This is a genomic window from Neoaquamicrobium sediminum, from assembly GCF_040970315.1.
GTDB lineage: Bacteria > Pseudomonadota > Alphaproteobacteria > Rhizobiales > Rhizobiaceae > Aerobium > Aerobium sediminum.
This window is the reverse complement of the sequence record NZ_JAZHFV010000005.1, coordinates 1-20,255: the sequence shown is the minus strand read 5'-3', so window position 1 is coordinate 20,255 and position 20,255 is coordinate 1. Positions and strand designations below refer to the sequence as shown.

General features: G+C 64.7%; 19 protein-coding genes and 1 pseudogene. 13 read left to right on the top strand and 7 right to left on the bottom strand.

The genetic code is table 11. The features are described from left to right. Position 1: 1 nt before the first annotated feature. The 4 genes from eutB to doeB are packed head-to-tail and all read left to right on the top strand — an operon-like array spanning position 2 to position 4,206. Positions 2-1,000: a hydroxyectoine utilization dehydratase EutB gene (gene eutB / locus V1479_RS15240; protein ID WP_368803671.1), complete on the top strand. Its 999-nt coding sequence runs from the start codon at positions 2-4 to the stop codon at positions 998-1,000. Further along, on the top strand, positions 997-1,989 hold the full coding sequence (gene eutC / locus V1479_RS15235; RefSeq protein WP_368803670.1) for an ectoine utilization protein EutC: 993 nt from the start codon (positions 997-999) through the stop codon (positions 1,987-1,989). Before eutB ends, eutC begins: the two co-directional genes overlap by 4 nt. 22 nt (positions 1,990-2,011) lie before the next feature. Beyond that, complete coding sequence (doeA, locus tag V1479_RS15230; protein ID WP_368803669.1) at positions 2,012-3,193, top strand: ectoine hydrolase DoeA; 1,182 nt, start codon at positions 2,012-2,014, stop codon at positions 3,191-3,193. A gap of 5 nt (positions 3,194-3,198) precedes the next feature. Then, on the top strand, positions 3,199-4,206 hold the full coding sequence (gene doeB / locus V1479_RS15225; protein WP_368803668.1) for a N(2)-acetyl-L-2,4-diaminobutanoate deacetylase DoeB: 1,008 nt from the start codon (positions 3,199-3,201) through the stop codon (positions 4,204-4,206). Positions 4,207-4,210: 4 nt separating this feature from the next. Here doeB and V1479_RS15220 read toward each other — a convergent pair whose 3' ends face one another. The 7 genes from V1479_RS15220 to V1479_RS15190 all read right to left on the bottom strand — a co-directional run bounded on the left by V1479_RS15220 (position 4,211) and on the right by V1479_RS15190 (position 10,847). Further along, positions 4,211-5,221, bottom strand: coding sequence for an SMP-30/gluconolactonase/LRE family protein (locus V1479_RS15220; protein WP_368803667.1), 1,011 nt, complete (start codon positions 5,219-5,221; stop codon positions 4,211-4,213). 55 nt (positions 5,222-5,276) lie between these two features. Then, complete coding sequence (gene kce, locus V1479_RS15215; RefSeq protein WP_173189186.1) at positions 5,277-6,215, bottom strand: 3,5-dioxohexanoate:acetyl-CoA acetone transferase; 939 nt, start codon at positions 6,213-6,215, stop codon at positions 5,277-5,279. Positions 6,216-6,251: 36 nt separating this feature from the next. Continuing rightward, the gene (locus tag V1479_RS15210; protein WP_368803666.1) at positions 6,252-7,028 is read right to left on the bottom strand and encodes a cyclase family protein; all 777 of its coding nucleotides are present in this window, start codon (positions 7,026-7,028) and stop codon (positions 6,252-6,254) included. Positions 7,029-7,045: 17 nt separating this feature from the next. Next, positions 7,046-8,365, bottom strand: a complete 1,320-nt coding sequence (locus tag V1479_RS15205; RefSeq protein ID WP_368803665.1) for a TRAP transporter large permease — start codon at positions 8,363-8,365, stop codon at positions 7,046-7,048. Further along, positions 8,362-8,937: a TRAP transporter small permease subunit gene (locus V1479_RS15200; protein ID WP_368803663.1), complete on the bottom strand. Its 576-nt coding sequence runs from the start codon at positions 8,935-8,937 to the stop codon at positions 8,362-8,364. The genes V1479_RS15205 and V1479_RS15200 overlap by 4 nt, the downstream gene beginning before the upstream one ends. Before the next feature lie 111 nt (positions 8,938-9,048). Further along, the gene (locus V1479_RS15195) at positions 9,049-10,116 is read right to left on the bottom strand and encodes a C4-dicarboxylate TRAP transporter substrate-binding protein (protein WP_368803662.1); all 1,068 of its coding nucleotides are present in this window, start codon (positions 10,114-10,116) and stop codon (positions 9,049-9,051) included. A 23-nt stretch (positions 10,117-10,139) separates the two neighbouring features. Next, positions 10,140-10,847 carry a TetR family transcriptional regulator gene (locus tag V1479_RS15190; protein ID WP_368803661.1) on the bottom strand — a complete coding sequence of 236 codons (708 nt, stop codon included), beginning with the start codon at positions 10,845-10,847 and terminating at the stop codon, positions 10,140-10,142. Between the two features lie 404 nt (positions 10,848-11,251). On the opposite strand from V1479_RS15190, the pseudogene V1479_RS15185 reads away from it, so the two are divergent. The 9 genes and pseudogenes from V1479_RS15185 to dctP form a co-directional block, all read left to right on the top strand. Then, positions 11,252-11,932 (top strand): annotated as a pseudogene (locus tag V1479_RS15185) (ABC transporter ATP-binding protein); the annotation flags it as partial. Continuing rightward, a complete protein-coding gene (locus V1479_RS15180) occupies positions 11,929-12,681 on the top strand; it encodes an ABC transporter permease (RefSeq protein ID WP_368803659.1) in 753 nt (250 codons plus the stop codon). The pseudogene V1479_RS15185 and the gene V1479_RS15180, both read left to right, overlap by 4 nt. Then, positions 12,672-13,451 (top strand): nucleoside phosphorylase, encoded by a 780-nt coding sequence (locus V1479_RS15175; RefSeq protein WP_368803658.1) that lies wholly within the window; start codon positions 12,672-12,674, stop codon positions 13,449-13,451. The genes V1479_RS15180 and V1479_RS15175 overlap by 10 nt, the downstream gene beginning before the upstream one ends. Before the next feature lie 34 nt (positions 13,452-13,485). Continuing rightward, positions 13,486-14,490, top strand: a complete 1,005-nt coding sequence (locus tag V1479_RS15170; RefSeq protein WP_368803657.1) for an ABC transporter substrate-binding protein — start codon at positions 13,486-13,488, stop codon at positions 14,488-14,490. Positions 14,491-14,541: 51 nt separating this feature from the next. Beyond that, a complete protein-coding gene (locus tag V1479_RS15165; protein WP_368803656.1) occupies positions 14,542-15,309 on the top strand; it encodes an ABC transporter permease in 768 nt (255 codons plus the stop codon). Positions 15,310-15,594: 285 nt separating this feature from the next. After that, complete coding sequence (locus V1479_RS15160; RefSeq protein ID WP_368803655.1) at positions 15,595-16,953, top strand: UDP-glucose dehydrogenase family protein; 1,359 nt, start codon at positions 15,595-15,597, stop codon at positions 16,951-16,953. After that, positions 16,950-17,981 (top strand): NAD-dependent epimerase, encoded by a 1,032-nt coding sequence (locus V1479_RS15155; RefSeq protein WP_368803654.1) that lies wholly within the window; start codon positions 16,950-16,952, stop codon positions 17,979-17,981. The genes V1479_RS15160 and V1479_RS15155 overlap by 4 nt, the downstream gene beginning before the upstream one ends. A gap of 72 nt (positions 17,982-18,053) precedes the next feature. Further along, a complete protein-coding gene (locus tag V1479_RS15150; RefSeq protein WP_368803653.1) occupies positions 18,054-19,742 on the top strand; it encodes an alpha/beta hydrolase in 1,689 nt (562 codons plus the stop codon). 101 nt (positions 19,743-19,843) lie between these two features. Then, positions 19,844-20,255 (top strand): TRAP transporter substrate-binding protein DctP (gene dctP, locus V1479_RS15145; protein WP_368803652.1); only part of this gene is annotated, 412 nt, incomplete at its 3' end.

The window sequence follows — 20,255 nt, the reverse complement described above, 5'->3', positions numbered from 1 at the left end:
CATGACCCCGGCCGCAATCAGCCTCTCCGACATTCTCGCCGCCCGCGAACGCATCGCCGGCAGGATCGAGCAAACCGCGCTCGTGACGTCATCGACACTGTCGGAGACCCTTGGCGTTCCTGTCCATCTGAAGCTGGAGCACCGGCAGACGACCGGCAGCTTCAAGCTGCGCGGCGCGACCAATGCGATAACGCTGCTCGGCGCAGAAGAGCGCAAACTCGGTGTCGTCGCAGCCTCCACCGGCAACCACGGCCGCGCGCTCGCCCATGCAGCGAAGGCCGAAGGCATCCGCGCCACGATCTGCATGTCGCGCCTCGTGCCCGACAACAAGGTCTCCGAGATCCGCAGGCTGGGTGCGGAGATCCGCATCGTCGGCAACAGCCAGGACGATGCCCAGGTCGAGGTGGAGCGCCTCGTTGCCGATGAAGGCATGACGATGGTGCCGCCCTTCGATCATCCCGGCGTCATCGCGGGTCAGGGAACGCTCGGCCTTGAAATCGTCGACGCGCTTCCGGAGGTCGAGACGGTGCTGGTGCCGCTTTCGGGCGGCGGGCTTGCAGCAGGCATCGCGGCCGCCGTCAAGGGCAAGTCGCCATCGACACGGGTGATCGGCGTTTCGATGACACGGGGCGCGGCCATGAAAGCGAGCCTCGACGCGGGCGCGCCGGTCCAGGTTGAGGAAGTCGCCTCGCTGGCCGACTCGCTTGGCGGCGGCATCGGCCTCGACAACCGGCTGACCTTCGCCATGTGCCGCGAACTCCTCGACGATGTGGTGCTGCTGTCGGAAGAAGAGATCGCCGCCGGCATCGCGCATGCCTATGAGGCGGAGCGCGAGATCGTCGAGGGGGCGGGTGCCGTCGGCATAGCCGCGCTTTTGTCGGCAAGGGTGAAGCCGGCCGGCCCGACGGTTCTCATCCTGTCCGGCCGCAACATCGACATGGAACTTCACCGCCGCATCGTCTGCGGCGACAACCCCTTTGCCGGGGAGCCCGCAGCATGACACGCATGACCATCCTCACCGAAGCCGAATTGCGGAACCTCGTCCCGCTCGACCTTGAAGCGGTCGACTGCGTCGAGAACGCCTTTCGCGCGCTGGCCACCTTGCAGGTCGCCATGCCGCCGATCCTGCGGCTCGACATTCCCGAGCATCGCGGCGAGGTCGATGTGAAGACTGCCTATGTTCCCGGCGTGGACGGCTTCGCCATCAAGATCAGCCCCGGCTTCTTCGACAATCCGAAGCTCGGTCTTCCGAGCGTCAACGGCATGATGGTCCTGCTCTCGGCAAAGACCGGACTGACCGAAGCGCTGCTGCTCGACAACGGCTACCTGACCGACATCCGCACGGCGGCGGCCGGTGCGGTCGCTGCGAAGCACCTGTCGCGGGCGGATTCGACCGTCGCGGCGATCTTCGGGGCCGGCGTGCAGGCGCGCCTGCAGCTCAAGGCGTTGATGCTGGTGCGGCCGATCGCCGAGGCGCGCATCTGGGCGCGAGACGCGACCAGGGCCGAGGCGCTGGCAGCAAGGCTGCGCGAGGAACTGGGTATCCTTGTTCGCGCGGAAGCCGACCCGAAGAAGGCGGCATCGGGTGCAGATGTGTTGGTAACGACCACGCCCTCCGAGCAGCCGCTCATCAATGCCGACTGGCTGTCTCCCGGCCAGCATGTCACGGCCATGGGTTCTGATGCGGAGCACAAGAACGAGATCGACCCGGCCGTGGTCAAGCGCGCCGAACCCTATGTCGCGGACAGCCTGAAACAGACCAGACGGTTGGGCGAACTGCACCACGCCATCGAGGCGGGGGCGGTTGCCGCCGATGCCGGTTTCCCGGAACTGGGGGCGATCGTGGCAGGCAAGATGCGAGGACGCAGGTCGCCTGCGGCGATCACCCTCTGCGACCTGACAGGCACCGGTGCGCAGGACACCGCCATCGCCACACTTGCCCGGCAGCGCGCGGCGGCGGCCCAGGCAGGAACGATTTTCGAAAGCTGACCAAGCGAGGAATCCCCACTTCATGAGTTCGCCCAATCTCAAGTTCACGCGTGAGGAATATGCCCAGCGTCTGGCCAAGACGCGCCGCGCGATGGAACGGCGTGGCGTCGACGTTCTCATCGTCAGCGACCCGTCGAACATGGCCTGGCTGACCGGCTATGACGGCTGGTCGTTCTACGTGCACCAGGCCGTGATCGTGCCGCCGCAGGGCGAGCCGATCTGGTACGGACGCGGCCAGGATGCCAACGGCGCCAAGCGCACGGCCTATCTCGGCCACGAGAACATCATCGGCTATGCCGACCACTACGTGCAGTCCACCGAGCGCCACCCGATGGATTTCCTCACGCAGGTGCTGCGCGACCGTCGTCTCGACGGTCTGGCGATTGGCATCGAGATGGACAATTACTGGTTCTCGGCCGCAGCCTTCGCAGCACTCCAGAAAGGGCTGCCCAACGCACGCTTCGTGGATGTCACAGCGCTCGTCAACTGGCAGCGCGCGGTCAAGAGCCCGACCGAGATCGACTATATGCGCAAGGCGGCGCGCATCGTCGAGGCGATGCATGCCCGCATTCTCGACAAGGCGGAAGTCGGCATGCGCAAATGCGATCTCGTCGCGGAAATCTACGATGCCGGCATTCGTGGTGTCGACGATTTCGGCGGTGATTATCCCGCCATCGTGCCCCTGCTGCCGTCGGGCGCGGACGCTTCGGCACCTCACCTGACCTGGGACGACCGGCCGATGAAGGCCAATGAAGGCACCTTCTTCGAGATCGCCGGTTGCTACCATCGCTATCACTGCCCGCTGTCGCGCACTGTGTTCCTCGGCAAGCCGACCGAAGCCTTCCTTGATGCGGAGAAGGCGACGCTGGAAGGCATGGAAGCCGGCCTCGAGGCAGCGCGGCCCGGCAACACATGCGAGGACATCGCAAACGCCTTCTTCGCGGTTCTCAAGAAATACGGCATCGTCAAGGACAACCGCACGGGCTATCCGATCGGGATCAGCTATCCGCCGGACTGGGGCGAGCGCACGATGAGCCTGCGCCCGGGAGACCGGACGGTGCTCGAACCCGGCATGACGTTCCATTTCATGACCGGCCTCTGGCTCGAGGACATGGGCCTCGAGATCACCGAATCCATCCTGATTACCGAAACCGGTGTGGACTGCCTGGCCAATGTGCCGAGGCAGCTTTTCGTCAAGGACTGAGCGCAATGCTCGACCAGAACCTTCGTCCCTCTCCCATCGTGCCGACGATCGACCTCGACGGATCCGGCGCACAGCATGGTTTCCTGCGACTGCCCTTCAGCCGGGACGACTCGGCGTGGGGTTCCGTGATGGTGCCAATCGCGGTGATCAGCAACGGCCGCGGACCCACGGCGTTGCTGACGGGCGGCAACCACGGCGACGAGTATGAGGGACCGCTGGCGCTTTACGATCTGGCTCGCACGCTGGATCCGCAGGACGTGTCGGGCACGGTCATCATCCTGCCCGCCCTCAACTACCCGGCCTTCAAGGCCGGCACCCGCACCTCGCCCATCGACAAGGGCAACATGAACCGCAGCTTCCCGGGCAGGCCTGACGGCACGGTGACCGAGAAGATCGCGGACTACGTGCAGCGCCATTTGCTGCCGCGCGCCGACATCGTTCTCGACTTCCATTCGGGCGGCCGCACGCTCGACTTCGTGCCGTTCTGCGCAGCGCACGTCCTGCCCGACAAGGTACAGGAAGCGCGCGCCTTTGCAGCCGTGGAGGCCTTCGCGGCTCCATGGTCGGTGAAGATGCTGGAGATCGACGCTGTCGGCATGTTCGACACCGCGGCCGAGGACATGGGCAAGACCTTCGTCACCACCGAGCTCGGCGGTGGCGGAACCGCCCGCGCGCGCACCGTCAGGATCGCGCGGCGTGGCGTCATGAACGTGCTGCGCCATGCCGGCATCGTCTCCGGCGCGGTCGAGCAGTCCCCGACCGCCTGGCTCGACATGCCGTCGGACGACTGTTTCTCCTTCGCCGAGGATGACGGAATGATCGAGACGATGATCGATCTGGGCGACAGGGTCGAGCAGGGCATGGTCGTCGCGCGCATCCACGGCGTCGGCCGCACCGGCACGGCGCCGCAGGAGATTCGCGCAAAGATGGACGGGCTGCTCGCCGCGCGCCACTTTCCCGGTCTCGTCAAGGCCGGCGACTGCGCCGCCGTCGTTGCGGTACCGACAGGCTGACCGCCTACCAGTGCGACATCGGCAGGCCGGCAACCGGTGACCGGAAGAACGGTATGCGGGTTCCACGCAGCGAGCCGATATAGACCGTTCTGAGATCCGGCCCGCCGAACGTCACGGAAGCGAACCAGGGTGCCAGCTTGCCGCCGCAGGCCAACATCAGGTCCGGTGTGACGGCATCGCGTGCGAAGGCATCGTAGAGCACCTTCGACGGTGCGGGGTTGTCGTCGTCGAGTATCACCCGGAAATCGCCTTCCGGCGTGATCGCGAAGATGCGGTCGGACATCACGTGGGTGCCCCACAGATTGCCGTGGCTGTCGAAGGCGATGCCGTCGATGAAACCGCCGGTGTCATCCGGCCCGAAGGTTTCGCGCGCAGTCACTTCGCAGCGGTCGTCGATGCGCAGCCGCGTGATGCGCCGGCCGGTCGTCTCCACGACGTACAGCCATTCCTCCGCCGCATCGAACCGGATCTCGTTGGTGAAGCGGAAGCCGTCGGCGACGACGCGCAGGCCCTGCTCGTCGAACACGGCGACATAGCCGTCGGCGAGGTTGGGGCTGATCGCCTGCATCCAGTTGACGATGCGGGTCGAGATCGTCAGCCATACCCGGCCCTTGCTGTCGCGCAGGACGAAATTGACCTTGCCGATGGGCTTGCCGTCGAGCGTATCCGCCAGCACCGCGGTCTGACCCTCGCGGGTCATCCGCTCCAGCCTGTCGGTGCCGAAGTTGGAAACGAGGAAGGAGCCGTCGCGGTCGAAGGCGAGGCCATTCGGCAGCGTGCCGGTGGTGAAGCGCTCAGCCTCGTCGGCATTGGCAGAAAAGCGCTCGTCGAGCTGCTGGGTGACCAGGTGCTGCGAGCCGTCCGGCCGGATATGCACCACCCCGCCGCGCGCATCGGCGCTCCAAAGGCTCCCGTCACGTTCGGCCAGAATGCATTCGGGCCGCTGCAGCCCTTCCCCAATGAAGCCGACCGTTGCAGGATCGACCTCGAAGCCGTCTATCGGATTGCCCGCCATCACGCTCCTCCCCGCCGCCCCGCTGTGGGGCGGCTCCATTGCTATTGTGCTGGTGCTAGAACGAAACCCGGTCGCCGCCCTTGAGAGCCAGCGTGGCGCGGGCCTCTTCAGGCGTTGCGATGTCCAAGCCGAGCTCCTCGATGATGAGCCTGATCTTGCGCACCTGCTCGGCGTTCGATTCGGCAAGCTTGCCGCGGCCGATGTAGAGCGAATCCTCCAGCCCCACCCGCACGTTACCGCCCATCAAAGCGGCTTGCGTGGCGATCGGCATCTGGTGGCGGCCCGCCGCCAGAACCGACCACTGATAGTCGTCGCCGAACAGCTTGTCGGCCGTTTCTTTCATGAAGATCAGGTTTTCCGGCGCCGCACCGATGCCGCCGAGGATGCCGAAGATCATCTGCACGAAGAACGGCGGCTTGACGAGACCGCGGTCGACGAAATGAGCGAGATTGTAGAGGTGGCCGACATCGTAGCACTCATGCTCGAAGCGCGTGCCGTGCTTCTCGCCGAGATTCTTGAGGATGTATTCGATGTCGCGGAACGTGTTGCGGAAGATGAAGTCGTCCGTGCCGAGGATATAGGGTTTTTCCCAGTCGAACTTCCAGTCGCGCTCCTTGGCTGCCATCGGGAAGATTCCGAAGTTCATCGATCCCATATTGAGCGAGCACATCTCCGGTGCGGCCTGCATGGGGGCTGCCAGCCGCTCTTCCAGCGACATGCCGAGCCCGCCGCCCGTGGTGATGTTCACCACCGCGCCGGTCGCCTGCTTGATGCGCGGCAGAAACTGCATGAAGACGGCCGGGTCCGGCGTTGGCCGGCCGGTCTCAGGATCGCGCGCATGAAGGTGCAGGATCGCTGCGCCGGCCTCTGCTGCCTCTATCGACTGGCGGGCGATGTCGTCCGGCGTATAGGGCAGCGCGTCCGACATGGACGGCGTGTGGATGCCGCCGGTGACCGCGCAGCTTATGATGACTTTCCCGGTATTCTTGCTCATGGGTCTATGTCCTCGTGAAGGTCGGAAGAAAGGCCGTCAGTCCTCGATGATGGCGACGGCGCGAACGAAGCCCGCCGAAGCGGCGCGGATCTTGAAGGGGAAGCAGGAAATCTGGAAACCGGTTGCCGGAAGCTGCTCCAGGTTGGTCAACTTCTCGATATGGCAGTAGCCGATCTCCATGCTGGCGCGATGGCCTTCCCAGATAATCGAAGCGTCCTTGCTTTCGGCAAAGCGGTTGCGCGTATGCGAAAACGGCGCATCCCAGCTCCACCCGTCGGTGCCGGTCACCCGCACACCCTGTTCGAGCAGATACAGCGTCGCCTCGCGGCCCATGCCGCAGCCGCGATGCGTATAGTCGGGCTGACCATAGGCGGTGCCGGCGGCGGTGTTGACCACGACGATTTCCAGTGGCTGCAGCGTGTGCTCGATCCTGTCGAGTTCGCGCTTCACGTCATCCGCGGTGACGATCTGGCCATCGGCGAAATGGCGGAAGTCCAGCTTCACGCCCGGCTGGAAACACCAGTCGAGCGGCACCTCGTCGATGGTGATCGCGCGCTTGCCACCATCCATGGTCGAGTGGTGATGGTAGGGCGCGTCGAGATGGGTGCCGTTATGCGTCGTGATCTGAAGCAGCTCGATCGCCCATCCCTCCCTGCCGGGCAGGTCTTCCTCCTTCAGGCCGGGAAAGAAGCCGGTGATCTGTTCTGCCGTGTCCTTGTGCGGAAGATAGGTGATCTTCGGCTCGTGGCCGGGCGGGTCAGAGGCGATGCCCGCCTCCAGCGGAACGGACAGGTCGATGATGCGGCGTGCCATGTTTCAGTCCTTGCGGGTTAGAGAATGCCCGTCGCGATCCAGGGGAAGGCGACCACGGCAAGCAAGACGAGCAGCATGATGAGCGCGAACGGAGCCGCGCCGGCGAAGATGTCATTGAGCCCGATCGACGGATCGTCGAGCGTGCTCTTGATGACGTAGACGGAGAGCCCCATCGGCGGCGTCAGCAATCCGATCTCGACCGCCAGCACAGTGATCAGGCCGAACCAGATCAGGTCGATCCCCATCGAAGTGGCAACCGGCAGGACCAGCGGCAGCGTGATCAGCATGATCGAGGAGGAATCGAGGATCGTGCCGAGCACGATGAGCACCAGCACGAACAGCGCGATAAAGCCGTAGACGCCTATATCGAGCGCGATCACCCATTCCGTCAGGAAGGCGGGCAGGCCGGACAGCGCCAGCATGCGGCTGTACATGGTGGCCGCGATGATCAGGAAGCAGATCGACGCGGTGATGTGGCCGGTCTCGAGCGAGACGTCCCACAGCGTGCGCGCGCCGATGCGCCGCTTGGCGGCTGCGATCACGATCGCCCCCAGCGCGCCGATGGCGCCGGCCTCGGTCGGGGTGAACAGACCGCCATAGATGCCGCCGAGAACCAGCGCCACGAGCAGGAGGATCGGCATCAGCTTGGAAACGGTGTCCGAGGCAACCGACGACTGCTCTTCGGGCATCTCGGCGGTCAGTTCGTTGGGCGTCCCGGTGAAACCCTTACAGAAGCGAACCATCGCCCAGATGCCGGCGCAATATGCCAGCGCAAGCAGGACACCTGGCCCCACACCTGCAAGGAAGAGCGCGCCGACCGACTGCTCGGCGATGATGCCGTAGAGGATCAGCAGCAGGCTCGGCGGGATCAGCATCCCAAGCACCGAGCTGCCGGCAACGATGCCTGTGGCGAAGCGCGCCGTGTAGCCGATGCGTATCATCTCCGGCACGGCGACCTTGGTGAAGACGGCGGCCGACGCGATGGAAATTCCGGTGATGGCGGCAAAGATAGCGTTGGCGCCGACTGTCGCCATGCCGAGACCGCCGCGCACCTTGTGGAACAGGCGGTTGGCGACATCGAACGTGTCGCGGCCAATGCCGGCGCGGCTCACCACCAGCCCCATCAGCACGAACAGCGGGACGACGCCGAACAGGTAGCTCGAAATGCTTTCGCGCGCCGCCAGCGACAGGATGCGTGCCGCCTGGTCGGCATTGTCGCGCAAAAGCCAGATGCCAACGAAGCTGACGAGCGCGAGCGAGATCGCCACATGCAGCCCCGAATAGATCAGGACGAGGATCGCCGCGAGCGAGGCGAGACCGATCTCGACGCCGCTCATGGCTCACTCCTTTCTTGGGCCGCAGACTGAAACGCCAGGATGAAGAGTGCCACCGCACGCATCACGAAAACCGCGCACAGCACGGTCGCGCCGGCCAGCACGATGAAATGGACCGGCCAGATCGGCGCGATGAACTGCCCGACGGTACCGACGGTCTCGTTGCGGCCATAGCTGCGCAGGAACAGCGGGTAGAAGGCGGTGACGAGAACGCCGGTCAACAGCGCACCGGCGGCGTGCATCACGGCGTCGACGAACAGTCCGGCACGCGGCGCGCGGCGTGCGAGCTGGTTGATGAGCGCATCGGCCCGCGTCAACTTTCCGCGCGCCAGCGTGTTGGCGAGCTGCAGGAAGACGATGCCCAGGATGGACATCGAGATGATCTCCGGCACACCCATGATCGGCCTGCCGAACATGCCGCGGCCGATGACGTCGCAGGCGATCAGCACCATGATGGCGAGGATGCCCAGCGTACCGACGACGCTCATCGCCACCGTCAGCCGGTCGAGCAGCCTCGCGGCCAGGTCGACCGGACGATAGCCGGTTCGCAGTTCGCCGAGCGTTGCGGGAAGCATGTCTTCACCTGTCGAACGGGTTTGAAATGATCAGCGGAGACCTGCCGGGACAGGCCCGGCAGGCGATAGGCAAGGAGAAGCCTTCGTCGAGAAGGCTTCTCTCAGTGCGACCTAGCGTTGCGACCAGTCGCGCGGCAGCGGTGCGCCGGCTTCCTTGAGCGCGCCTATATAGGCGTCCAGCACTTCCGACGCCGGCAGGTTGTCAGCCTCGGCTGCCTTGGCCCAGGTGTCGGCGATCTGCGGCAGCGCCGCTGCCCAGCGGGCCTTCTCCTCGTCGGACAGCGTGGTCAGCGTGCCGCCGTTTTCCTGCATGCCGGCAAGGGCAGCCTCCACGCGGCTGTTCTGCTCCTGCAGATAGGCTTCGGTGTAGGCTTTCGCGCCTTCGCGCAGCGCCGCCTGCACGGCCTCCGGCTGCTCGTCGAACCATGGCTTGTTGGCCACGACCGAGCCGGCATACTGCGCACCGAAGTCGGTGATGGTGATGTGCGGCGCCACCTCTTGCAGCTTGGCCGGAGCCGCCGCCGTCGGGAACACGATCACGCCGTCGAACACGCCGGTCTGGATGTCGTTGTAGTAGGTGGTGAGGTTGCCGGCCACGCCGACCGCGCCGGTGCCTTCCAGCCAGTTGACCGCCGGCCCGGGCGCGGCGATGCGGCGACCGCTGAGGTCGTCGATCGACTCGACCGGGAAGTTGGTCATCAGCAGGTAGTTGTCGAGCGCGAATCCGCCGCCGAGATATTCGACGTCGTAGCGCTCCCAGCTATCGACCATGCCCGGCACGCTCTCATGCAGCGCATTGACCGTTTCCAGCACCAGGCGCGGGTCCGGCGTGCTGAACGGTGTGAAATAGGAGACGTTCTGAAGGGGCAAAGCGGTTGGCTCGAAGACCGTCGGCACCACGCCGACTTCGGCAAGCCCGTCCTCGAGCGCTTCAAGCTCGCCGCCAACGGCCGCCAGCGTACCGCCATAGGCCTCGCTCCACGCGATCGTGTAGCCGGAGCCCTCCAGCGCCTTGTTGACAGCGGGGATGTAGGTCTCGGTCAGGTGCTTGACCCACAGGAAGACCGGCGGATGACCGTTGACCAGCGTAACGCTGATCTCCTCCTGGGCTTGGGCGGAGACGCCGGTCGAAGCAAGGAAAGTTGCGGCCAAAAAGGCGCGACGCAGATGGGTGTTCATGTTTCCTCCTGGTTTGCAGCCCTTCAGGCGGGCGTGCTGTTGTTTCCGGAACGGAGCCTGCCGGCCTCGTCCACGGCATGCGATATCGCCAGCGCGCGAATGCCGGCGGCGATGAATGTGACGGCGTTGTCGATCACCGCGTCGAGATCGTCGTCGCGGCAAAGCCCGTCGGAAAGCACTGCGGCGCGGTGATTGCGCGCCATCAGCGGCATCGCGATGTTGATGGCGTGCATGTAGGACCACACCGCCATCTCGCGCGAGATGCCCGGCATGACCTTCTGGATCGCATCGATGAATTCGCGGGCGATGCCGTTGTACTGCATGCCGGTCAGGCGGGTGGAGCGCTCGTCATGACCGCTGGCGACGTTGACCACCATGCGCGCATAGTGAAAGCCGCCGCCATTGGACATGCGGCCGACCTCGATGGTCGGACGCAGCAGCGCCACCAGAATCTGCTCCAGTGCTGGCTCCGAATCTCCGGAGAAGAGTTCCGCGAGAATTCTCCGTCGACGATCGTTGATCTCGTCCGAGCGGCGCACGAAGACCGCCTCGAAAAGCTGCTCCTTGGTCCGGAAATAGTAGTGAATCAGCGCCAGGTTCACCTTGGCGAGGTCGGCGATGGCCCGCGTGGTAGCCGCGGCGAAGCCGTGATCCGCAAACACCGCTTCCGCGGCGTCGAGGATTGCGTCCGCGGCATCGCGGCGCTCCGCATTGGCAGCGGGCTGCAGCATTTCCCCTCCCAGAGAGACTGGTCAATTGATTAAATCATATGACCAAGCTATCGAATGTCAACGGGGTCGCATGCGCGCTGTGATTGCACGCGGCCGCCAACGATTCGCTTGATTCGATTTGCAGAATCCGCCTCACGGTCGCACCGCGCTTCGCGCGAGGCGTGCAAAGCCAGCATTTCTGCGGCTTGCGCGGCTCTGCATAGCGACAGAAATGTGAACGGCCCTGCGCAAACGCATTTGACGCGGCAGTTCAATTTTGCAAGCATCGTCGCATAATTGAGACAATGGGGCATAAAGTCGAAAAATTGAAACCGGCCGAAAAGACCAGCAGCCTTCCGGTTCTCGTCAGCGCGCAGGCGGTGACGAAGATCTACCGTTCGCGTCATGGCGACAGCGTCGAAGCGCTGGCGCCAACGACACTCGACATCCACGAAGGCGAATTTCTCAGCCTCATCGGCCCCTCGGGTTGCGGCAAGTCGACGCTGTTGCGCATCCTCTCCGGCCTTGAGCCGCTGACCGGCGGCACGTTGACGTGGCGCGACGGACCCCCGACCGCCGGCTCCGATGTCGGCTTCGTCTTCCAGGAACCGGTGCTGCTGCCGTGGCTGTCGATCCTCGACAATGTGCGTTTCCCGCTCGACGTTTTCCGCGCGTCGCGCGCAGAGGCCAATGAGCGCGCGCGCGCCATGCTCGCGCTGGTGGGCCTCGGGGCTTTCGAAAAGTCGCTGCCAAAGGAACTTTCGGGCGGCATGCGCCAGCGCGCGGCGATCGCCCGCGCGCTGGTCTACAGCCCGCGCATCGTGCTGATGGACGAGCCCTTCGGCGCACTCGACCTGCTGACGCGCGACCGCATGAACGACGAACTGCTGCGCATCAAGGCCGAGACCGGCTCGACGATTGTCTTTGTCACCCATTCGATCGAGGAAGCGGCCTACCTCTCCGACCGCGTGGCGGTGATGTCGGCGCGCCCCGGCCGCATCAGCGCCATTCACCACCTCGATCTCGGGCCGCAGCGCTCGGAAGCGATCAAGGACGATCCGCGCTTCTACCAGTGGCTTTCGACGCTGCGAAAGGAACTGCGGTGAACGAGACGGCGCTGCGACGCATCTTCACGGTCGCGACCCCGCTGCTGCTGATCGCCGCGTGGTGGGGTTACGTCGAGCTGTTCAACGTGCCGCGCTTCGTGCTGCCGCCGCCGGATGCGGTGTTCGAGGAGCTCGTGCGATTGTTTGCCAGCGGCACCATCTGGCCGCATCTCGCGCACACGGTCGGCATCATCGTCGCCGGCTTCGCCATCGGCTCGGCGGCCGGCTTCGCGCTCGGTTTCGCGCTTGGCAAATGGCCGCGTGTGGAGCGGATCGTCGGACCCTACCTCTTCTTCTTCCAGACCGCGCCGAAGATCGCGCTCGCGCCGCTCTTCATCCTGTGGTTCGGCCTCGGCCTCACCTCCAAGATCGTATTGACCGTGTCGCTGGTGTTCTTCCCGGTCATGGTCGGCACCATGCTCGGCCTGCGATCGGTGCCGGCGAACCTTCATGCGCTGTGCGCCATCCTGAAACTCTCGCCGCGCGACAAGCTGCTGCGCGTGGAGCTGCCTGCAGCCGTGCCGGAAATCTTCGCCGGCCTGAAGGTCGCGGCGGTACAGGCGACCATCGGCGCGATCCTCGCCGAATGGCTCTCGGGCGGCACCGGCCTCGGCTACCTGATGGTCTTCGCCGGCACGACGTACAAGACGCCGCTGCTCTTCGCGATGGTGCTCGTCACCTCGCTGCTCGGCATCGCCGTCTATCAGGCGCTCGCACTCACAGAGAAGTGGCTGCTGTCATGGCGATGAATGAGCGCTCCGCGATCTGGCCGTGGAAGGGCGACGTGCCGCCTCATTTGCCGCGCCCCGACAACATGCCCAAGGCATTCCTGCTGCCTGGCGATCCCGGCCGCGTCGACAAGGCTGCCGAGGTGCTCGACGATTTCCGCATCGTCGGCCAGAACCGCGAGTTCCGCATGGGCGTCGGCACGCTGGATGGCGTTGCGGTCGGCATCTGCTCGACCGGCATCGGCGGCGCGTCGACCGAGATCGTCATGGTCGAACTCGCCGCACTCGGCGTCGAGGTCGCGATCCGCACCGGCGGCATGGGCGCGCTCGCGAAGAATCTTGCGCTAGGCGACTTTCTCGTCGTCGCAGAGGCTGTTCGAAACAGCGGCGTGGCGACCTTCTATGCTGAACCCGGCGAACGCGTGCTGGCCGACACCGGGATCGTCGCCCTGCTCGATGCCTCACGGGGCGAACTTGGCCTACCGGGCCGTCCCGGAACCTGCGCAACCGCCGACGGCTACTATCGCGCGCAGGGACGGCCGGATCGGCCCCACGGCAATGGAACGCCCGCGATCCTCGACCAGCTCGCCGCGCGCGGCGCAGAGGGCATCGAGATGGAAGCCGAGATCGTGCTTGCCGCCGGCCATGCGCTGGGCATGCGAGCGGGCGCGGTGCTTGCCGTCCATGCCCACCGCCTCAGCGACGGCTGGCTCGAAGACTACGACAAGACGCAGCGCGACCTGCTGCGTCTGGGTGCAATGGCGGCCGCCCGCGCGGTTGTCGGACGATAGAAGCTTGAATGCAAAGGACCAGAGGAGAAATGAAATGAAACTGTTTTCGACAATCAACGCATTCGCAAAGGGCGCGCTCGTCGCCGCCGGACTTGCGCTCGGCCTCGGCGCCGCGCAGGCCCAGGAGAAGGTGACGATCCAGATCGACGGCGCGGCAGTGCCCTACTACCTGCCGATGTTCGTCGCGGACCACTATGGCTACTTCAAGGAAGCCGGCCTTGGGGTCGAGTTCCTTTATGCAAACGCCGCCGACATCCTCAACAACATCGCGGCCGGCAACGTCCAGTTCGGCTTCCCCAACGGCGACGCGGTGATTTCCGCCCGCGCCAACGGCCTGCCGGTCAAGGTCGTTCATTCGACCTATCAGCGCGGCATCGGCGCCGTGCTCTTCAAGACGTCTAGCGGCATCGAATCGCCTGCCGACCTCGAAGGCAAGAAGGTCGCCGTAACCAGCTACGGCAGCCCGAACTACATCCAGCTTCAGGTGATGATGGCGCAGGCAGGCAAGTCGATCGACGACGTGAACGTCGAGATCGTCGGCACCGGCGCGATCCTCGACGCGCTCAAGTCCGACCAGGTCGACGCCATCGTCTTCTCCATGCTGCGCTACTACGCCCTGCAGGCCGAAGGGGTCGATGTCGGCATGATCGCATCCGACGACTACCTGCCTTCCAAGGGCAACGTGCTCGTCACCTCCGAAAGCTATCTCGCGTCCAACACCGAGCAGGTGAAGGCCTTCATCACCGCCCTCGACAAGGCGCTTAAGCACATCGTCGAAGGTGACGTCGCCGCTGAGGTCGCTATGGCGATCAAGGAATATTCGCCGACTTTCGCCGGCCAGGAAGAGATCGTCACCGAGATCATCAACGAGGTGTTCGTCAAGACGCTGTGGCAGAGCGACGACACCAGGGCCAACGGCTTCGGCTACGGCAATCTCGAATCCTGGCAGACGACCATCGACACCGCGCTCGAATACGAGGCGATCCCCGAGAAGTTCGACGCCGCCGACCTCGTCGTCGAAAAGCCGTCCGAACTCTGATCAGCGAACCGGACCCCGGCTCGCCGGGGTCCTCCTTCTGAGGAACACGTCATGATCCGTACGCTGCTGTCGCTTGCAGGCTTCATCCTTGCCTGGTGGGGGCTGGTCGTGCTGTTCGACGTGCCCTCCTATCTGGTTCCCTCGCCTCTGGAACTAGCCGAGAAGTTCTGGTTCCTGACCACGCAGGCAGGCCTGTTCGGCCATGTGCCGGTGACGGTGATTGAGATCATCGTCGGTTTCGTTATCGGCACGGTGGTGGGCGTCGCCGCGGCGGTCCTGTTCACGCGTTTCCCGATGGTGGAAGTGGTCCTCAATCCGCTGATCATATTCATCCAGACAGCGCCCAAGATTGCGATCGCGCCGCTGTTGCTGCTGTGGCTCGGCCTCGGCGCGACGCCCAAGATCGTGCTTGTCGCCATCGTCAGCTTCTTCCCGGTTCTGTCGAACATGCTGAGCGCGTTGCGCTCGATCGATCCGAACTACGGCGCGCTTGCCCGCATCCTCAAGATGAACGCGTTCCAGCGACTGTGGCGCATAGAGCTTCCCCAGTCGATGCCGCTCCTCTTCGCCGGCATGAAGGTCGGCGTCACCCTCGCCGTCACGGCCGCGGTGATCGGCGAGCTGATGGGCGCGCGCGCCGGCCTGGGCTATCTGCTCAGCCTCGGCCAGGAAACCGCGGATGTCGCGCTCGTACTCGTCGCTGTCATACTGCTTTCGCTGATCGGCTACCTGCTCTACGTCGCGCTGGGCGCTGCCGAACGGCGCCTTCTCGGCTGGCACGAAAGCCGGGCAAGCGCGGCGCCGGCCGTCGAAGGCTGATCGGGCCCACCTCCCTTTTTCCGGGGCCAACCCTCAGCCTCGACACACAATCCCCTCGTTTCCTGTGAGCCGGCGCGCGGAACCCGTGCGCCGGCTTCGCCTGTCATCGAAGTTTCGTCCGCATCGACTATCGCCTGAAGGCATCATGCGGAAGGCTGATCCGTTGCCGCTTTAATCACCTGACGCATCAGGATGGTCGGCTTGTCTGTCGCTCGGCTCGGATGGCTGACTGAGTGACGACTGCCGCGCCGGGTTTTGCCCGATGGAGACGCCAGGAGGGAATGGATGCAGATCGTGATGATCGGCGCGGGGTATGTCGGCCTCGTCTCCGGAGCCTGCTTTTCCGATTTCGGCCATAACGTCATCTGCGTCGACAAGGACGAAGACAGGATCGCCGCGCTGCGACAGGCGCGCATTCCGATCTTTGAACCGGGCCTGGCGGACCTCGTCGAGCGCAACGTACGCGCCGGTCGGCTGTCCTTCACGGCCGACGCGTCATCGGCCGTTCCCGGCGCCGACGTGGTCTTTCTGGCCGTCGGCACACCGTCGCGGCGCGGCGACGGATTCGCCGACCTATCGTTCATCTACGCCGCGGTGCGCGAGATCGTGCCGCTGATGGCGGAAAACGGCGTCATTGCAACCAAGTCGACGGTGCCCGTCGGCACCGGCGACGAGATCGAGCGGATCGTCCGCGAACTCCGCCCCGAAGCCTCGATCGCGGTTGTCTCCAATCCCGAATTCCTGCGCGAAGGCGCGGCCATCGACGATTTCAAGCGGCCGGACAGGATCGTCATCGGCACCGACGATGCGTGCGCCCGGGCAGTCATGGGCGAGGTCTACCGACCGCTCTACCTCAATGCAGCGCCACTCGTTTTCGTCTCGCGACCGACGGCGGAGGTAATAAAATACGCAGCCAACGCGTTTCTGGCCACCAAGATCACCTTCATCAACGAGATTGCCGATCTCTGCGAGCAGGTCGGCGCCAACGTGTCGGACGTCGCGCGCGGCATTGGTCTGGACAAGCGCATCGGGCCGAAATTCCTCCATGCCGGGCCGGGCTATGGCGGCTCGTGCTTCCCAAAGGATACGCTGGCTCTCGTCAAGAGCGCCAACGACCATGGCGTCGCTATGCGCGTCGTGGAGGCCGTCGTTGCTGTCAACGACCAGCGCAAGCGGGCGATGGCGCGCAAGGTGGTCACCGCATGCGGCGGCTCGGTGCGCGGCAAGCGCATCGCCGTACTGGGCCTTACCTTCAAGCCGAACACCGACGACATGCGCGAGGCGCCGTCCCTCTCGATCATCCGCGCCTTGCAGGATGGGGGCGCGATCGTGCACGCGCACGACCCCGAAGGTGAAAGCCAGGCGCGAGAACTCCTATCCGACGTCACCTATTTCGCCGATGCCTATTCCTGCGCCGAGGGTGCGGATGCGATCGTCATCGTCACGGAATGGGAAGCCTTCCGCGCGCTCGACCTCGCACGGCTGCGGACCCTGCTGCATACGCCCGTGCTGGTGGACCTGCGCAACGTCTATCCGCCCGATGAGGTAAAGCGACATGGCTTCACCTATGTCGGCATCGGCCGCCCCACCGATATGGCACCATATGGTCAAATCGACGAAGGAATGGGGATCGCGGCCGAATGAATGCAGGCATACAGTCGGCGGCGCTACGCGGCCGACGCATCCTCGTCACCGGCGCGGCCGGCTTCATCTGCTTCCATGTTGCGCGCCGGCTGCTAGACACCGGCGTCCAGGTGCTCGGCATCGACAATCTCAACGACTATTACGACGTCTCGCTCAAGCAGGCGCGGCTGGATCGCCTCGCCCGTTCCGGCTTCGCCTTCGCCAGGCTCGACATCGCCGATTCCGCCGGCCTGATGCGGGAAATGGCTGCGTTCAAACCCGATGCCGTCATTCATCTGGCGGCCCAGGCCGGCGTTCGTTATTCGCTGACCAACCCACAAGCCTATGCCAGCGCCAACCTGACCGGCTTTCTCAACGTTCTGGAAGCCTGCCGCGAACATCCGGTCGAGCACCTGATCTACGCATCGTCGAGCTCGGTCTATGGCGCCAACACCAAACTGCCCTTCTCCGAGGCGGACAAGGCGGACCATCCGGTTTCGCTGTACGGAGCTACGAAACGCGCCAACGAGCTCATGGCGCATGCCTATTCGCACCTGTTCGCGATTCCAGCCACCGGCCTGCGCTTTTTCACGGTCTACGGGCCATGGGGGAGGCCGGACATGGCCTATTTCTCCTTCACCCGTAAGATCGCGGCGGGAGAGCCGATAGACGTCTTCAACGAAGGCCGGATGGAACGCGACTTCACCTATGTCGACGACGTCGTCGACGCCATTGTAGCCCTCGTCGGCCGGCCGCCTCAGCCGGCGCGAGATGCTCCCGGCACGACACCTGCGCCACATCACGTCTACAATATCGGCAATCATACGCCGGTGCCGCTCGAACGCTTCATAGCCGTCATCGAAAATGCCGTTGGCCGGCGTGCCATCAAACGCATGCTGCCGATGCAGCCGGGCGACGTCCACGCGACTTATGCCGATGTCGACGATCTCGCAGCGGCTGTGGGCTTCGCACCGCGAACGTCGATAGAGAACGGCATCAACGCCTTCGTCGACTGGTACATGGACTATTACCAGCTCCAGCACGCCTGAGCCGGGCCACCTGCGACATCGACCTCCGCCGATTATTCTAGGAAACAGCGCCCCCGGCGTTTAAATGGTCGCATGACTGCGCCGGACACCGACAGACAAACCGTAGTTGCCGCGCTCCAGGGCCAACTACTCGCTTTGGTAGCCTCGTTCTGCACCGTGGGCCTTCTGCTCGGCACGCTCTTCTTCGCCGCATCCCTTACGCCCAGCCTGCTGCCACGGGACTACGCGCTTCAGGGTGTATTGTCGGGCGTTTCCTTTGCCGCGGGCTACGGCATCGGTGTTTTTGCGCGCTGGCTCTGGGGTTATCTGGAGCTGCCTTCACCGGCGCCGCGTGTCGAGCTCATCGTCAAGGCCGTTGCCACGGTGCTGTCGCTCGCGACCGCGTTTGCTTTCCTGTGGCGCGCGTCCGACTGGCAGAATTCGATCCATGCCCTGATGGGCCTTGAGCCGGTGGAAGGCTCGCGCCCGTTGGAAGTCGGTGTCATCGCGATCGCCGTCTTTATCGTCATCGTGATGCTGGCGCGGCTCTTCAAGCTGACGCTCCATATCGTCTCCGAATGGCTGAAGCGCTACATCCCGCGCCGTGTCGCCAACGTACTTGGTGCCGCTGTGGCGATCCTGCTGTTCTGGTCGGTGGCCGACGGCGTGATGCTACGCTATGGCTTACGTCTCGCCGACAGCTCGTTCCAGCGACTGGACGCACTGATCGAAAGCGATATTGCGCCGCCGGCCGACCCGCTCAAGACCGGCAGTGCCGCCTCGCCGATCGGCTGGGAGGAACTGGGCCGCGCCGGCCGCCTGTTCGTCTCGACCGGTCCGGGCGCCACCGACCTGGCGACATTCGCTGGCAGTGCAGCGTTGGAGCCGATCCGGGTGTTTGTCGGCCTCAACTCGGCCGACACGGTCGAGGAGCGGGCAACCCTCGCGCTCGAGGAGTTGAAACGCACCGGTGCGTTCGAGCGCTCCGCGCTCGTCATCGTAACGCCGACCGGAACCGGCTGGATCGATCCGGCCGCCATGGACACGCTCGAATATCTGCATCGCGGCGACGTAGCGAGCGTGGCGGTGCAGTATTCCTACCTGACAAGCTGGTTGTCGCTGCTCATCGAGCCCGGTTACGGCGCGGATACCGCACGCGCGCTCTTCAATGTCGTCTATGATTACTGGACCAGCCTGCCGGCCGATGCCCGCCCGAAGCTCTACCTGCATGGATTGAGCCTCGGTGCGCTCAATTCCGACCTGTCCTTCAACATCTTCGATATCGTCGGAGATCCCTTCCAGGGCGCGCTCTGGAGCGGCCCCCCGTTTCCCAGTGTGACGTGGCGTGCTGCAACGGCTGGACGAGACCCGCAATCGCCCGCCTGGCTGCCGCGCTTCCGAGACGGTTCCGCGATCCGGTTCGCCAACCAGAACGGCATGCAACAGCAGCGACCCGGCGCGCAGTGGGGGCCGATCCGCATCGTCTATCTGCAATATGCCAGCGACCCCGTCACCTTCTTCGATCCCGCTTCGGTCTATCGGGAGCCTGCATGGATGCGCGGGCCGCGCGGGCCTGACGTATCGACCGAGCTGCGCTGGTATCCGATCGTGACGCTGCTGCAGCTCGCGCTCGACATGAGCCTCGCGACCACCACGCCGATGGGCTACGGCCATGTCTATGCCCCCGAACATTATATCGACGCGTGGATGCAAGTAACCGCGCCCGAAGGCTGGCAGCCCTCCGAGGTCGAAAGGCTTAAAGCACTGTTCGCAGCACGTTGAACCTCGGTTGCTAAGCTGGCATAAGCCATCACCGCACCGTGAAAATCCAACGGTCGAGGTTTCTTGGCGGCATAGCCCGCATATCAGGGAGAGAAGAGGCAATGACCCTATTCACCAGACATTTTGCGCCCGCCGCCATGGCGCTCGGTATGGCCGTTTTCGGCTTCTCAGGCGCCGCCTACGCGCAGCAGGAGGTAAAGCTCGGCTACGCTCTGGCGACGACGTCGCATTACGGCGTGGCTGCCGAGAAGTGGCAGGAGGTCGTCGAGGCCGAGACCGATGGCCGCTACGTGTTCCGCCACTTCCCCTCCTCCGGCCTCGGCGGCGAGCGCGAGGTCATCGAGGGCGTGCAGCTCGGCACCGTAGAGGCGACCATCGTCTCGTCCGGCACGCTGTCGAACTTCGTGCCCGAAACCGGCGTCTTCGACATCCCGTTCCTGTTCCGTGACCTTGCCCACGCCCGCGCCGTGCTCGACGGCCCGATCGGCCAGGAAATCCTGGCCAAGTTCGACG